Origin of the sequence: Flavobacterium sp. (assembly GCF_039595935.1) — a bacterium.
In the GTDB taxonomy this organism is placed as follows: domain Bacteria; phylum Bacteroidota; class Bacteroidia; order Flavobacteriales; family Flavobacteriaceae; genus Flavobacterium.
In genome coordinates this window covers 2527624-2542194 of record NZ_JBCNKR010000006.1, presented here as the reverse complement: position 1 = coordinate 2542194, position 14571 = coordinate 2527624, and the positions used below count along the sequence as shown (strand labels likewise).

The 14571-nt window shown below is 33.0% G+C and carries 8 protein-coding genes; all 8 read right to left on the bottom strand.

Annotated features, from left to right (window positions below; translation table 11 throughout):
• Positions 1-10 precede the first annotated feature (10 nt).
• The gene (locus ABDW27_RS20745) at positions 11-1399 is read right to left on the bottom strand and encodes a glucoamylase family protein (RefSeq protein WP_343697639.1); all 1389 of its coding nucleotides are present in this window, start codon (positions 1397-1399) and stop codon (positions 11-13) included.
• A gap of 74 nt (positions 1400-1473) precedes the next feature.
• Positions 1474-2373 (bottom strand): LamG domain-containing protein, encoded by a 900-nt coding sequence (locus ABDW27_RS20740; protein WP_343697638.1) that lies wholly within the window; start codon positions 2371-2373, stop codon positions 1474-1476.
• Positions 2374-2391: 18 nt separating this feature from the next.
• Positions 2392-3846 carry a RagB/SusD family nutrient uptake outer membrane protein gene (locus ABDW27_RS20735; RefSeq protein ID WP_343697637.1) on the bottom strand — a complete coding sequence of 485 codons (1455 nt, stop codon included), beginning with the start codon at positions 3844-3846 and terminating at the stop codon, positions 2392-2394.
• Between the two features lie 4 nt (positions 3847-3850).
• Positions 3851-6871, bottom strand: coding sequence for a SusC/RagA family TonB-linked outer membrane protein (locus ABDW27_RS20730; protein ID WP_343697636.1), 3021 nt, complete (start codon positions 6869-6871; stop codon positions 3851-3853).
• A 244-nt stretch (positions 6872-7115) separates the two neighbouring features.
• Positions 7116-9860 carry a histidine kinase gene (locus tag ABDW27_RS20725; RefSeq protein ID WP_343697635.1) on the bottom strand — a complete coding sequence of 915 codons (2745 nt, stop codon included), beginning with the start codon at positions 9858-9860 and terminating at the stop codon, positions 7116-7118.
• Positions 9861-9963: 103 nt separating this feature from the next.
• Entirely contained in the window at positions 9964-11148 is a 1185-nt protein-coding gene (locus tag ABDW27_RS20720) for an acetate kinase (RefSeq protein ID WP_343697634.1), read from the bottom strand.
• A gap of 110 nt (positions 11149-11258) precedes the next feature.
• Positions 11259-13352 (bottom strand): phosphate acetyltransferase, encoded by a 2094-nt coding sequence (pta, locus tag ABDW27_RS20715; RefSeq protein WP_343697633.1) that lies wholly within the window; start codon positions 13350-13352, stop codon positions 11259-11261.
• Positions 13353-13419: 67 nt separating this feature from the next.
• Positions 13420-14493 (bottom strand): magnesium/cobalt transporter CorA, encoded by a 1074-nt coding sequence (gene corA, locus ABDW27_RS20710; RefSeq protein WP_343697632.1) that lies wholly within the window; start codon positions 14491-14493, stop codon positions 13420-13422.
• Positions 14494-14571: the final 78 nt, after the last annotated feature.

The window sequence follows — 14571 nt, the reverse complement described above, 5'->3', positions numbered from 1 at the left end:
GGATTATTTCTTAAATACCGTATTTTCCTGATGTGAATCCAAGTTTTTTTAATCCTTGTTTTGTATCAGATGCATTCATAAATAACTTCCATAACAAACCAGTTCTGTAGTTTTCAATCATAGGTGCAATTGTTCCCTGATCGATTGCTAAATATCTTGCTGTTACCCAATTGTATTGTGGAGAAAAAGCATCATAAGGCCCTGCAATTCCAACATATTTTGCTTTGTTTTCATCATATAAATAATGAAGAAATTTCATAGACTCAACTGGTGTGTATGGAAATGATGATAAAGCCGCTGTTGGTGAAATTACACCATTATCGTTATTTGGCTGATGAGCTGTATAACCTGTTGTTCCATCAGGATTTCTGGTGTAACTTGCTGTTAAACCCCAGCATTTATCTGAATAATCTTTGAAACCTTTTGGATTAGCAACACTGTACTGAACCATAATTTTAGCATGGTTTTGTGTTAATTGCCAGTAATCTGCATATTTGTCTTTTAAGTTATTTGGATCTAAACCTAAATAAGAATAATGTGACCAGAACATTGGTCCTACATTTCCTGACGCTCCATTATAGTTTAGCACTACCGGAATACCATATTGAGATCTTCCGTCTACAATAGCCCCGCTTCTGGCCCACGCTTTATGATATGCTTCTGCAGAAATTGGATGCGTTGGTGATGAAGCTGCCATTACGTAAGTAATTAGACATTCGTTATATCCTTCTAATTTAAAGTTCATTTCCCATCCATAATTTGGCGACCAATGCCAGTATAAAGCATCTTGCCCTTGTGTATACCAATCCCATTCTACACCTTTCCAAAGGTCATCTGCTTTTGTTGCTAAAGCTTTTTCAGTTGTACTTCCGTTTTTAAAATATTCTCTGATCGTAATTAATGCCTGACAAACAAAAGAAGTTTCTACTAAATCTCCTCCATTATCTTTTGTTCCAAATGGAATTACTTTTCCTGATTGATTGTCCATCCAGTGTGGCCATGCTCCGTGAAAACGATCTGCTTTTTCAAGGAAGTTTAAGGCTGTAGTAAGCCTAGAAACAGCTTCGGCTCTTGGCAAAAAACCTCTTTCTACACCTACAATAATGCTCATTAAACCAAAAGCTGAACCACCAGTAGTTACAATATTTGCTTCAAAATTAGGATCTTCAGTTAGATATCTTTCACGTGCCAATTTTGAATTTGGATCGGCATATTCCCAAAAATACTTAATCGCATCTTTTTGAACCTGATCCATAGCCTCAGTATCTGTTAGAGGTTTTGTTGGTGTTGTTGGATTTGTTGGTAATGGCGTACCCCCGCTTTTTCCTTCATCTGGCGAAGATGATGAACAAGAACTTACCGCTGCCAAAAACATCATAATATATATACCTATCTTCATTTTATCAATTTCTTATAATCATTAGTATTAAAAAATACACCTGGATTTTTGCTCCAGGTGTATATTAAAAAAATTTATCTCTTGTCTTTTTCTAATTTATAAAGAGCTACTACTTCATTATCTGTAAGAGCTGCATCATAAATTCTAAATTCATCCATTAAACCTGTATAATGTAACATCCATCCATCAGGATTCCCCCATGGAGTTCCCAAATGCTGTTGGTAACCTCCAATGATAAATTTAGAAACTTCAGAATTTGCTAATTCTCCGTAAGGACCTCCTCCGGTTGCAGGATCGCTAGCATATCTTTTTGAGATAGAAGCAGGTATATCTAACTTTTGACCATCAATATAAATGCTGTAAGTAGAACTTGTACCGTTGTAAGTCCAAACTACATGTTTCCATGCTCCAAACATATTAGGCAAAACATTTGCTCCTCCATGCTCAATAAATTGTCCTGACCAAGGAATACTAGGTGTAACATCTTTTTGAATATGGTTTTTCAATAACATTGTTGTTGCTGGTCCTGTTCCTTCAATCAGTGTAAAAATATTTCCCCAGAAATCTGTTTTCTTAGGAAGCATAAACAATGACTGAGCTCCACCTGTATGTGGATCAGTTTTAATCCACATTGAAACTGAAATACTTTTTAAGTTTACAACAGAATTTGCAACAGTGCTATAACTGATAAAAGAGCTTGCAGAGCCTTGATAAGCTTCTCCTTTTATACCTGTCCCATAAGTTACATTTGTTGCAGATCCATCAGTTATGCTATTTTTTGAATCGGCAATATTACCATCAAAACTAAATTTAGATACTAAATGCGCTGCAGCAACTTCATCTGAATTCTCATAACCTCCAATTGACTCATAAGGAATTGGACTGTTTACTTTATCAATGCTATCCTCACAGCCTGCAAACAAAGTTGATGCTAAGGCAAAAGAAAGCAAGAAAATAGATTTATTTTTTTTCATGTTTAATATCTTTTAGAATTAATAACCAGGGTTTTGAGCTGACAATCCATCTGCTTGCTTGATAAATGTCGCCGGAATGGGGAATAATTCGTTTTTACCTTCTGTAAATACTTTTCCATCAACTGCAAAAGCTGCCTTAGCCTGACCTGTACGCACTAAATCAAAAAATCTATCGTGCTCAAAAGCCATTTCTACTCTTCTTTCTCTCCAGATTGCTGTTCTAATATCTGCTTGTGATGAATAAGTTGTATTTGCTAATCCTGCTCTGTTTCTAATTTGGTTTAATAACGGAATAGCATCAGAAGTTTGTCCTAATTCATTTAAAGCTTCAGCTTTCATTAACAGAACCTCAGCATATCTTAAATATTTAATATCAACATCTGTTTCCCAAGCACTTGTATATAATGAAGAATATGCTTTGTAGTTGTATCTTTCATTCTCTACTGTATTTGGAATCACTCTTCCATCGTATAAAGTCTGACCTCTAAAAATAATTGTAGCTGCCTTTCTAACATCACCTGGCTCATAAGCATTTACTAAACTTTGAGATGGTGTATTAAATCCCCAGCCCCAACCTCCGGTACCTCGAGCACCTTGAGTGTTAGAGTAACCTTCGATTCCTTTTGCTGGTACAGCACCTTGAGCATAAATTTCGAAAATAGATTCTGAATCGAATTTTCCAGATGCTCTGTACATTGAAGCATAATCACTTACGATAGAATAACCCGTAACTTTATTAGCATTATCAATTACTTGCTGCCATTTCTTTTGGTACAAACTTACTTTTGCCAATAATGCATAAGCAGCTCCTTTTGAAGCTCTTGCTCTGTCATTTGCCCCATAAGCCGTTTTTTCAGGTAATGCCGTAATAGCATCATTCAAATCAGCTTCAATAAAAGCGTAAACTTCTGCAGAAGTTTTACGTGTTAACTGCATAATTCTATCTGAATCATTTCCAGGAACTGGTAAATGATCTACAATAGGCACTCCACCATAACATTTTACTAAAGTAAAATACATGAATGCTCTTAAAAACTTAGCTTCACCAGCTAGTCTGTTTCTTAAATTAGCATCTACTTTATCTAGTTTTGGCAGCATGTTTAAAGCTTGATTACATTTGTTAATTCCATCGTAATTCGCAATAAATGTACTTTCTGCTGAAGGATTAGAAGCATTATAAGTCAAAGCATCTAATACATCTTTATCAGTTCCGGTATCACCTGCAGAAGATCCTTTGTCTGCATCATCAGATGTGATACTTGATAATCCGATCCATCCAAAAGAGGTCATATCCCAATTTAAGAATTTGTTGTAAATCGCAGTTACAAACTGAGTTGCCCCAGCTTCATTATTAAACAGCTCTACATCGTCTGTCGAAATAGATTCTGTTTGATCTACATCTAAATAATCGTCTGCACATCCTGTAAAACAGAATGCTGATAATACAAACGCTGCTATATATATCTTTTTCATCTTATTAAAATTTTAAGTTAGCACCAATTACAAATGATCTTAATGTTGGATAAGCATCAAGTTCAACTCCTTGTGTACCGTAAGGGTTTCCGTCTCCGTTTAACTCTGGTGAAAATCCTGAGAATTTTTGTGTAATAAATGGATTAATAGCATTTACATAAATTCTACAAGCATTAACGAAACTGTTTTCTTGTAATGGCAGTTTGTATCCTAATGTAATATTATTGATTCTGAAGAAATCTCCTGACTCTAAATAGTAAGTTGAAGCCACTGGTACTTGATTGAAAGGAGCAGGATTTGAAGCTGTTACATTATTTTGTGTCCAAAAATCTGTTGCTATTGAATTTTCAATATTTTCTCCATAAAAACGCTGTGCTTTTTTACCATTGTATACTTTTGCTCCGCCTGTACCGTAACCATCTACAGAGAAATCAAAGTTTTTATAATTGAATCCTAAACTTACTCCGTAATTTGTTTTTGGTAAACTTGAACCTACATATTTTTTATCAGCAGTAGCACTCAAAGCATCCTGAGTTACTTTGTCTCCAGCTGCATTGTAATACAACATTTTTCCTGTTGCTGTATCAAAACCAGCATATTCATAGATATAAAAACTTCCTAATGGCTGACCAACAGTAGTATTATCTAATAATTTAGTATCCTGACCGTTTCCTAATCCTCCACCAATAACTGGAGATAAAACAACATTTTTTAAACCAGTAAGTTCATTTTTATTCTGAGAAAAGTTACCACCAATCCAATAACTGAAATCATCATTGATTTTATCATCCCAACGTAAAGAGATTTCGTATCCTTTGTTAGATACTTCTCCAACGTGTGCAGGTGAAGCTGTAGTAATTCCTGATGACATGTATGGTTTTGTATTTAAAATTACATTATTAGTATTTTTATCATACACGTCAAATGTTCCTTTTAATCTGTTATCTAAAAGTTCGATATCAAAACCGGCAGAAGTTTCTTCTGTGATTTCCCAAGATAAACTTGGATCGATTTGAGAACTAATTGTTGTTCCTTCATACAGAATAGAACCTCCTAAGTAAGCATTTAAACCAGAAGTATACCCTTGGCTGTTAAGAGGTACATTTTGATTTCCTAATTTACCCCAGCTTCCTCTAAGTTTTAATAAGTTCACTACTTTAGAATCTGCCAAGAAAGCTTCTTTAGAAATAATCCATCCTGCACCAAAAGCCGGAAAAGTTCCCCAACGGTAGTCTTTTGCAAAGTTTGAAGATCCGTCACGTCTAACAGTTCCTGTTACTAAATATCTATCCATTAATTTATATTGGAAACGACCTAAGTAAGAAGCTAATTTTGTTTCGTTGAAAACCTCATCTTTATAACTTGTTACATTAGTAGCATACTCAACATCTTTTAGAGACCAATAATTAGAATCTTCATTTACATTCTTTCTTTTTATTGTCAATTTCTCTCTTGCTCCTTTTACATAAGTTTCAACACCTGCTGTAACTTCAATATCGTGAATTTCGTTGAATACCTTATTATAAGTTAAGTAATTAGACAAACTCCAGTTATAATATTGTTCTCTTCCTTTTGTCAATAAATTGATATTAGCAGTTGGAAATTCTTTTTCGTAATCACTTGATACTTTATTAGGATTTGCTGCTAGCCAAATATTTTTAGTGTCATCAAAATTATACTGTTTCCATGTATAATATTCTCCATTAAATTGAGAAGTAAATTTTAAAGAAGGTAAAATATCATAATCTAATTTCAATCCTCCTTGCAGCATAACACTACGTTGTTGTTCGTCAAAGAAATCTAATTGAGCAACCGGATTTCCAACATTATTTATTGAGTTTCCTGTTTCACTTGCAAAACCGTCATCTCCTACACGAGCCACTCCATATTTACCATCAGGAAAAAACACAGGAACTACTGGTGATTGTTTGTAAGCATTAGTGAAAGCAGATAAAGGCTTAGGAGTAGACTTGCTTGATGTTAAACTGAAATTTTGAGTTAAAGTTAATTTCTTAGAAATTTTAAATTCATTATTATTTCTAAAAGTAGTACGGCCAAAATCCAATCCGTTTAAAACTGCTTTTTCCTCATAATTTCCTAAACTAAAGAAATATTTGATGTTTTCAGTCGCTCCAGATATAGATACGTTATTTTGAGTATAACTTCCTGTTCTTGTAATTTCATCAAACCAGTCAGTATTAACAGGCTGATCCTGAGAGAATGTTGTAGACTGTAAAGCAGAGTTAGTATAATAAGAAAATTTATTACTACCTGCCATTTTTACTTTTTTAAGAGGAGATCTTACACCACCAAAACTTTCAATTTCAACAGATACTTTATCTCCTTTACCTTTTTTAGTAGTAATAATGATAACCCCATTCGCAGCTCTTGTACCATAAATAGCCAATGCTGAAGCATCTTTTAAAATGTCATATGATGTAATATCATTAGTATTAATATTATTGATGTTTTCTGTTGCCATACCATCAACAATATATAGAGGTGTTCTTCCTCCTAAAGCAGTACCCAAACCTCTAATTACAACAGATGGAGTACTTCCTGGTAAATCAGAAGATGTCACTTGAACCCCAGCAGCTTTACCCTGAATAGCCTGTGAAGCATTTAATACTTTTGTTTTGGCAACTTCTTCTCCTTTAAGAGATGAAATTGCTGTAGTATTATCAATCTTTTTTCTTGTACCGTAACCAATAACAACAACTTCTTTTAAGGCAGTATCAGCTGCTTCTTTTAAAGTAATCGTCATTGGTGCGGCAGTTGCCGGCACAGAAACTGGATCAAAACCTAACATAGAGACCTTTAAAATATCTCCAGGTTTTGCGTTGATTATAAAGTTTCCGTCGAAATCTGCATCAGCAGTAGCTCTGGCATCAGATGAAGCAATAACGGCACCCGGAATTCCCATTCCGCTGCTGTCAACTACTTTTCCTTTAATTGCCTGTACCTGCCCAGACATATATGCTGGCAGGAATAAGAGCACAAATAAGCTAAAAATAAAATTTTTCATACAGTTTGTAATCGTTTAAGTTAGTAGAGCCAAATTAAGCAATTACAACGTTGTAGTACATCAAAAGCCACTACTACACAGCTACATCATTATGTTAAAATCTGTTTATATAGTAATGATTATCAACACTATAAATGTTAAATAAATTTCATTAACATAACGTTATGATGTAGTAATGATGTATTGTAATAATGTAAAATTTGATGTGGAAAAATATAAATTCCGTAAAAAATAAATTCAAATCTTATAGAGTTAATAAAAACTTTGATAGGTTTTCGTCCTGAGTCAGGTTTAATTTCTTTCTTAGACGATATCTATGCAGTTCTACACCCCTAAAAGAGATGTTCATCATAGGTGCAATTTCCTTAGAAGAAAGGTTCATTTTTAAATAAACGCACAGTTTTATATCCTTTGGAGTTAAGTGTGGGTATTTTTTAGAAAGATTTATAATAAACTCGTTGTGGATTTGATTCAAATTGGTCTCAAATATTTCCCATTCGTGTTTATTTACTTCATTTATTTTGATTGCTTTTTTGATTTCACTTTTCAGCTTATTAAAATCTTTCTCAGAATCGAGAATATTTTGAATATTCTCAATCATTTCACTTTGTTTGGCTATAGACAAAGATTTTCCTGCCACTTCTGATGATTTACTTTGAAGTTCTAATTCTAAAATATGTTTTTCGTATTCCTGAATATTTAATTCATTCTCTTTTTTTAATTCCATTTCGAGAATTTCACGCTGATGTTTCAATTCTTCTGCCTGCAATTTTAGTTTTTGAGTATAGCGAAGTTTGTTCCACTTATAATAGAAAAATAATACCGCTCCTATTATTAATAAATACAGAAATATCATCCAAAATGAAAAATACCATGGCTGAGCAACTTTAAAATCAAAACTGGAAACTTTTTCATAATTAGCTCCGTCGTGTTTAAAAATTACAATAGAATGTGAACCGCTGCTTAAATTATTAAGAACAATGGCTCCGTTTGAAATCGGAATATAATTTTTTCCTTTATTAACCTGATAAAACAAATTAGGCTTACTGGCTCCGTAAATTCCGGATATGATATTTATTTTAAGCTCAGTATTGTGTTTTATTTTCCCTTCGTTTTCGAGCAGCAGGTTTTCATTATAAGCTTCAACTTTTACTCCTTTGTTTTGTTCGTTTTCATATCCTAATTGAAGCGAAATAAAACCGTCGTCAAGATTGAGTAAATAATGATTTTTGCTTCTAAAGATTCTCAGATTTTCGTTAATTAGTTTTCCTTTATAATATTTCTCCTGAATAATATTCCAGACAAATTTATTTCCGTGCGAATAGATATGATATAAAATTCCATCCTGAAGGACCATAAAATGGTCTTTATCAATAGCAACAACGTCTGATATATTTTTGAAATTGGTATTGAATAATTCGTTTTCTTCCAATTTATTTGAAATAGAATTAAACGTATACCAAACATTATTAATCAGAAAAAGAACTTCATTTCTAAATTCGAAAATCTTTACTCCAAAATCGTTTTTAATTTTACTTTGCTGGGTAATATTTTCAACTTTTTGTGTTTTATAATTATCATCAAAAAATACTCTGTACAATCCGCGGTAATTATCAGCAGCCCAAATTTCATTTTTCTTGTTTTGAGCCACATATTTTATAGGTTTCGAAAGATCGTTAATTCTTATGCTTTGGTTTAGTTTTGAAACGTCATTGTAAACTAAAACGCCACTGTAAGTCGATTGAAAATAAGTATCGTTTATGATACTTTTTGACAAATTCCATCCGCCGCTTACATTATTAATTTTAGTTAATGCTCCTTTTTCGTAAACAAAAGTTCCATCATTATGACCAATAACATACTTATCATTTATTTTAGTAATATTCCAGCCCTGCCCTTGCGTATTCGAAAGCATTTTGAAATTCCCTGAATCAAATTCAAAAATACCGTGGTTTGAAGCGATCAGATATCCTTTATCAATTGTTGCAACTGAATAAACAGAGCCTAAAATTCCGGAATTGTCATAAAAAAAGGAAATTGGTGAATTAACCTCAACATGAGCAATACCATTATCCAGTCCGAGCCAAAGATCATCCTCTGTGTCAAAACCAATACTTAAAACCGAATTGTTCATCAAAACATTATTTCGGTCGATATTTTTGTAAGTGTTGTTATTAAAATCGTATATAAAAACACCTTTGTTTCCGGTACCTACGACCAGTTTATTGTTTTTAATAAATTTGGCAACATTAATTCCATTTAATTTTAATGTTTCATTTAATGGATTATTCCAGGGTATTAAACCATTATTTTCGACTATAAAAATTCCTTTTTTCTGGGTAAAAATATAGGTTTTGCCTTTGTATTGTTCGATGGCATGAACCACAGTATTTTTTAAAATATTCCAGCCTTTTGGGTTTGAAATTCTGGAGCCATTCATTTTAAAAAGGCCTTTTTCTACCGAAGCTGCATACAAATTATTACCTACAACAAAACAGTATGATATTAAAAATGGAAATTTGATCTTTTTAATGTGTTTTCCATCATAAATAAAAACATCATTGAAAGACTGAAAATATAATGAGCCGTTGAATCTAAAAATTTTCCAGATTTCTTCATTGTCTTTTTCATCAAATAACCGAAGATTTTTGGTAATTGAAACATAATGCATTTTACCTTTTTCTCTGTACCAATATCCAAATTCTTTGTATGAACCCGAGTAAATTTTATCGCCTTCGATTAAAATAGAACGAATGATGGTTTTATTAGGCAAAGAATATTTCTCCCAAATTACACCGTCGTAACGTAACAAATAATGATTATTGGCAAAGTACATGGCTTTGTCTTTGCCTTGTGCTACATTCCAGATTTGATTATCACCCTGATAATCTGATTTATTATAATTTTCTACGAAAGGAAGTAATTCTTGTGCTTGAATATGAAAAGCAATGAAAAAGAAGAAAAATGATTTTATAAGTATCGTTTTCAAGATATTCGGATTTAAATTCAAAGATACTTACAAATATTGAATTTTAGGGCTTAAAAAAAAGCTTCTCACATGAGAAGCTTTCCTTTTAATTATATCTAGATTTTTAATTTTCCAGTAATTGAAAAACCTGATTGGCAATTTCGTATTCTTCATCTGTTGGAACAACCAAAACTTTTACAATTGAATTTTCAGAATTAATTTCTCTAATTTCTTTCGAGCGAATTTGATTTTTTTCTTTGTCAATTTCAATTCCAAAATAATCCATATCGGTACAAACTAATTTTCGCATATATGAAGAATTCTCGCCAATTCCGGCAGTAAAAACAATAGCATCTAATCCATTTAAGGCTGCGGCATAAGAACCAATTGTTTTTCTGATTCTGTAAGCATTCATAAATAATGCTAGTTGACAATCTTTGTTTCCTTCTTCGGCCTTTGCTTCAATATCTCGAAGGTCGCTGTAACCGGTAAGTCCTAGCATTCCGCTTTGTTTCAGCAAAATAGAATTAACTTCATCCGGAGTATAGCCCAGATTTTTAACCATATAAAAAATTACCGACTGATCTATATCTCCGGCACGGGTTCCCATAACTAAACCATTTGCAGGCGAAAATCCCATTGTGGTATCAATGCTTTTTCCGTCTTGTACGGCGGTCATACTACAGCCATTTCCTAAGTGAATTGTGATTATTTTAGAATGCTTTTCTAAATAACTAATTGCTTTTTCAGAAACGTATTTATGACTCGTTCCATGAAATCCGTATACACGAACTTTATGCTCAGTTAAAAGATAATTTGGAATGGCGTATTTGTGAGCCACAACCGGAATTGTCTGATGAAAAGCGGTATCAAAAACGGCTACTTGTTTTGCCGATGCGAAGATTTCTTCGGCAACATTTATTCCAACCAAATGAGCCGGATTATGAAGCGGAGCCAATTCTGAAAGCTCTTTTATTTTTTCTTTTACTTCTTCGGTAATTATAGTTGTATCAGAGAAATAACTTCCTCCATGCACTACTCTGTGTCCAACAGCTGTAATTTCTGAAGTTGATTTTATTACCCCTTTTTCGGGATCAAGAAGCATATCGGCAACCTTTTGCAGACCTACTTTGTGCGTTAAAATCGGCAGAATTTCTTCGTGATTTCCTGATGCTGTTTTAAATGTCACATTTGAAGTTTCTAAACCAATTCTGTCAATCATACCAGAACAAATTACTTCATTTGTTGGCATAACCATTAATTGATATTTTATTGAAGAACTTCCTGAGTTTATAATTAGTATTTTCATTTTTTTTAAAGTTGCTAAGATGCTGAGTCTCTAAGTTGCTAAGTTTTATACGTACACCAAAGTAATTTATTTTTAATTTTTAATTCTCAATTTTTAATTTTTAATTGAATTTACATTCCCTGTGCCTGAATTGCCGTAATTACAACCGTATTGATAATATCATCAACCGTACAGCCTCGGCTTAAATCGTTTACAGGTTTATTTAATCCTTGCAGCATTGGGCCAATTGCCAGTGCTCCCGTTTCTCTCTGAACGGCTTTATAGGTATTATTTCCTGTATTTAAATCCGGAAAAATAAGCACACTTGCCTGTCCGGCTACTTCAGAATCCGGCATTTTGCTTTTTCCAACAGCGCGATCGACAGCCGCATCGTATTGAATTGGTCCTTCGATTTTTAAATCAGGACGTTTTTGTTTGACAATTTCTGTTGCGGTTCTTACTTTATCAACCTCATCTCCTTTTCCTGATGATCCTGAAGAATAAGAAAGCATCGCAATTTTGGGTTCAATTCCGAAAGCTGAACTTGATTCTGCGGATGAAATAGCAATTTCTGCCAATTGTTCAGCTGTTGGGTTTGGATTTATGGCACAATCTCCAAAAACCGAAACTCTGTCTTCTAAACACATAAAAAACACGGAAGAAACTACTGATGAATTTGGTTTAGTTTTAATGAATTGAAGTGCCGGTAAAATCGTATGCTGTGTTGTATGTGCGGCTCCCGAAACCATTCCGTCAGCATGGCCTTTATACACCATCATGGTTCCAAAATACGAAACGTCTTCCATTAAATCCCTTGCCATCGTAATACTTACATTTTTGGCTTTTCTCAACTCATAATACGTATTGGCATAATCTTCGTACAGTTCAGATTCTATAGGATTAATGATATTTACTTTTGAAAAATCGAGCGTAATTCCAAGTTCTGTTACTTTACTTTCGATTTGTTTTTTATCTCCAATAATAGTGATATCAACTACATCCATTGCCAGAAGTCTTGATGCAGCTGTAATAATTCTATCGTCATTTCCTTCCGGAAGAACAATATGTTTACGGTGCTGTCTGGCTCTTTTAACCATGTTGTATTGAAACATTTTTGGCGTCATGCCTTCTGCTTCAAAAGTGATTAATCTTTCGGATAAAGCGTCATTGTCAACGTATTTCTCAAAAGTGTTTATAGAGGTTTCAATTTTGTGTGTATTATTAGCATAAATCTCAGATTTTATTGATCCTATTTTGTTTGTAATATGATAAGTTCCACCATCAACTGCAATAATTGGAACAATGGCCGAAAGTCCTTCTATAAGCTTTAAAATACTTTCTTCGGGAACAATATTTCCTGTTAAGATAATTCCTGAAATAGTGGGATAGTTTGCTGATTCGTTAGCCTGTAACGCTCCAAGAATAATATCCGAACGATCACCCGGTGTAATTACTAATGCGTTGTTATTTAGATGCACTAAGTAATTATGCAATTGCATGGCTCCTACACTATAATGACCAATTTCGTTATTTAGATAGTTTTCTCCAAATAAGACTTTTGCATTGAGCTCATTTACAATTTCCTGCATCGTTGGATTATTTAATGTCGATACTAATGGAATTGTATTTATTAAAACATGCGAAGGCAAAGTTTTCTGCAGACTTTTGGTAACCAATTCGATATTTTCTGGTTGTACTTTATTGGCAAAAACCGATAAAACTTCGACTTCTTTTACTTTAAATGAATCGTAAACCAGATAAAGACTGTCCAGCAATTCTTCTAAAGTTTTGCCGACTCCTGAACCGATAATAATGGTTGGGATTCCGAGATTTTTGGCAATTAAAACATTCAAATCCAATTCGATAGAAGTTCCTTCACCTGTAAAGCTTGTTCCTTCAACTAAAACAAAATCAAATCGTTCTTCCAGTTTTTTATATTTCTCTATAATGAGATCTAAAACCTCACCTATTTTCCCTTTATTCTTCTTTTTAATCAATTTGCTTTTTGTTATTGCATAAGCATCTTCAAACTGAATATCAAGGCTAAAATGAGACAAAACGGTTTCAATATGATTATCTACCTCACCATCAACAAAATCTTCTATTATAGGCCTGAAATAGCCCACTTTGGCCGTTTTACCAATCAAAAGACTCATTAAGCCGAGAGTAATAATCGACTTTCCACTGTTTTGATCGCTTGTGGCTATATATACTGCTTTACTCATAATTATTTATATTTATTCTAAATAACAAATTTATTAAAAATCCTTAATGATTTTATTGAAATAAACGTTAAAACCAACGTCGTTTCTTGAAATAAATAATTAAGGCTATTACCAGCAAAAACATAATACCCATAACGACAAAATAACCGTTTTGGGTTTTAAGTTCCGGCATGTTTTCAAAGTTCATTCCATATACTCCCACAATAAAGGTAAGCGGAATAAAGATGGCTGAAATTATTGTGAGCGTTTTCATTATCTCGTTCATTTTTCGGCTTTGTTCCGAGAAATAAAAGTTGGAAGCGCTTTCAAGAGCGCTCATATCCGATTCAATCTGCTCTAAAAGTTCTAAACTTTTTTGATGAAGTCTGATAAAAAAATTAAAGGTTTCTTTTTGAATTAAACCATTTTCATCTTCATCATCTTTTTTGGTTTTTAAATAGTATAATGAATCTCTAAGCGGTACAATTGATCGTTTTAAAAAGTTTAAATTATCACGATGATTTTCTATTTTTACTAAAATAACCGGATCTGCCCCTTTTTTGGTCATGTTGATTAGATCTTCAATCTTATCTTCTTCATCTTCAATTGTAATGTAGAAGTTTTCCATAACCGCATCTAAAAGTAAATACAAGAGATAATCTACTTTTTTGGTTCTTACAATTCCCGCGTGCGTTCTTAAACGTTCACGAATATGTGTAAAAAAATCGCTTCGTTTTTCCTGAAAAGAGATTAAGATTCCGTCTTTTAGAATAAAACTGATTTGCTCAACACTGATATTATCTGAGTATTCAGAAGGAAGCAATGATTTTATATTAAAGAATAAAACATCTTGCTGTTCTTCTAACTTTGTTCGTTTGGTTGTGTTTAAAATATCGGCTAAGAGAAAATCGTCGAGTTTAAAATGGGCTCCAATTGTTTTAAGTAAATTAATATCGTTTAAACCATGAACATTTAACCAATTGTTCTTTGTAAAATCAAAACAAGAATTTAACGCCAAAACTGTAAACTTTTCATATTCAATAACGTCTGCATCATCATATACAAAGAGCTGCATTTCGGTTTCATGTTCTTTATGCAAGCCTGTATATTCTAAAGTAATGTGTTGCAGCTTTCTTCCTTTCTTGTATTTAATCTTTCTCATTCAAAAAAATTTACAGTAGTAATATTACGAAAAAGAATCTGAATGGTAAATGACAATTGTCATTTTGCATGGAAAGAT

Bases quoted from the DNA above. Each gene is read 5' to 3' on its own strand.
- ABDW27_RS20740 (WP_343697638.1), bottom strand. From the start codon at position 2,373: ATGAAAAAAAATAAATCTATTTTCTTGCTTTCTTTTGCCTTAGCATCA.
- ABDW27_RS20730 (WP_343697636.1), bottom strand. From the start codon at position 6,871: ATGAAAAATTTTATTTTTAGCTTATTTGTGCTCTTATTCCTGCCAGCA.
- corA (WP_343697632.1), bottom strand. From the start codon at position 14,493: ATGAGAAAGATTAAATACAAGAAAGGAAGAAAGCTGCAACACATTACT.
- ABDW27_RS20735 (WP_343697637.1), bottom strand. From the start codon at position 3,846: ATGAAAAAGATATATATAGCAGCGTTTGTATTATCAGCATTCTGTTTT.
- ABDW27_RS20720 (WP_343697634.1), bottom strand. From the start codon at position 11,148: ATGAAAATACTAATTATAAACTCAGGAAGTTCTTCAATAAAATATCAA.
- pta (WP_343697633.1), bottom strand. From the start codon at position 13,352: ATGAGTAAAGCAGTATATATAGCCACAAGCGATCAAAACAGTGGAAAG.
- ABDW27_RS20745 (WP_343697639.1), bottom strand. From the start codon at position 1,399: ATGAAGATAGGTATATATATTATGATGTTTTTGGCAGCGGTAAGTTCT.